General features: G+C 68.9%; 2 protein-coding genes. Both read right to left on the bottom strand.

Annotated features, from left to right (window positions below):
- Positions 1–190: 190 nt before the first annotated feature.
- Positions 191–1,093, bottom strand: a complete 903-nt coding sequence (locus WAL33_RS05245; protein ID WP_422179186.1) for a CPBP family intramembrane glutamic endopeptidase — start codon at positions 1,091–1,093, stop codon at positions 191–193.
- 88 nt (positions 1,094–1,181) lie between these two features.
- Positions 1,182–1,698 (bottom strand): 3-oxoacyl-ACP reductase (locus WAL33_RS05240; RefSeq protein ID WP_422179184.1); only part of this gene is annotated, 517 nt, incomplete at its 5' end.

Raw genomic sequence — 1,698 nt, 5'->3', positions numbered from 1 at the left:
ATTCGAGCTCAAGACTTTCAAACCCTTACCCGTCTCCCCGGCGAAAGCCGGGGCCCAGATCCCAAAGCGGGGAAGTGGATTGGATCAACGCCGAGCTCCTGGAGCCCACCCCAGAGCCATGCCATCTGGATCCCGGCTTTCGCCGGGAAGACGGAGTAAGGGCGGCTCCTAGCCCAATTGAGTCCGGACCCTAGGTCGGCGACTTGGCGAACTGGCCCGCGCGCCAGGCCATGACGGTCGCGGCGACGCCGACGGCCGAGCAGATGGCCATGGCGGGCAACGAGGCTTCCGGACCAAAGGCGCCGCCGGTCAGCCATTCGGGGAATTGGGGGCGGGCGACGCTGCGGGCGATCGCGGGGCCGAAGTCGCCGCCGGACACCGCCGCGCCGAACAGGTAGCCCTGAGTGAAGTTCCAGGCGGCGTGCGCGCCGACCGACATCCAGATCCGTCCGGTCAGGGCGTAGAAGGCGGCCAGCATGATCCCGGCTTCCAGCGCGATGGCGACGGCGGCGAACACGGTGGCGTTCGGATTGGGCATGTGGCCGAAGCCAAACAGGGCGGCGGAGGCGATGAAGGCCACCCAGGGGCCGAACGCTCGCCAGACCAGGCGCAGCAGGACGGCGCGCAGCATGATTTCTTCGACGAAGCCTGACTGGATCGCCTTGCTGACGGCCCGCCAGGCCGGCGCGGCGCCTTGCGGCTGGATGTCGTAGAGGCCGAACGTCGCCATGACGGCCATCACCGCGACGAACATGGCGCCGCCGATCAGCAGTCCGACGCTCAGTTGCGGCAGGAGGGGGCGCAAGGCGATCTCTGACGGCCAGCGCTTCTCGGCCAGCCGCACCGCCAGGGCGTAGATCCCCAGCCCGACCAGGGCCGAAAGGATGTGGGCCGCCAGTTGCCCCGGCCCCGAGGTCTTGGGCCAAAGCTTGCCCAGGACGTCCGACGTCGAAAAGGACGTGATCGCAACGAGGAAAAACAGCGCCACCGCCCAACCGAGGGCGCGGAGCCACCGCAGCGGTCCCGGATGCAAGAAGCCCCGTTCGCCCAGGTGAAGCGGGTGCGTCCAGCGCGCCGAATCAAACATCGTCATCCTCGAATCCATGACAGGCCTATGGGGGGCGAGGCGACGCGCCGCAACGACGGAAGAAGGCCGGCGGCCGACGGCCTGGGAGCCAGCTTCAGTCCCGCACCAGTCCGCCGTCGACCACCAGGTTCTGGCCGGTGACGGCGCGGCTCCAGGGCGCGGCGAAGAACAGAACCGCGTCGGCGAACTCGGCCGGGGTGGTCACCCGGCGCAGCGGCGTGCTCTGGGCGATCAGGTCGAAGATCGCCTCCGGCGTGGCGGCGCTGGCGTCGGTGGTCCGCAACAGGCCGCCCGACAGCATGTTGACGGTGATCCCGAACGGCCCGAGGTCGGCCGCCGCCGTGCGGGTCAGAGACAGCAGGGCGGCCTTGGCGGCGGTATAGTCGTGATAGGGCACCACCGGGTTCTGGAACAGGTTGGTGCCGATATTGATCACCCGGCCATAGCCGGCGACCTCCATGGCCGGGCCGGCGGCCTGGATCAGGTTCAGCGCGCCGCGCAGGGTGACGTCCAGCTGCCGGGCGAAATCCTCCCACGGGATCGACTGGATGGTCTCGCGCCCGTCGCCATTGAAGCTGAAATCGCCCAGGGCGTTGTTGACCACCGTGGTC

This window comes from Caulobacter sp., assembly GCF_049283275.1.
Classification (GTDB): Bacteria; Pseudomonadota; Alphaproteobacteria; order Caulobacterales; family Caulobacteraceae; genus Caulobacter.
The sequence above is the reverse complement of the archived record's forward strand: the minus strand, read 5'-3'. Positions and strand labels throughout refer to the sequence as shown.

What these genes read in the sequence shown, in the direction of transcription:
- WAL33_RS05245 (WP_422179186.1), bottom strand. Translation starts at nt 1,093, where the DNA reads ATGACGATGTTTGATTCGGCGCGCTGGACGCACCCGCTTCACCTGGGC.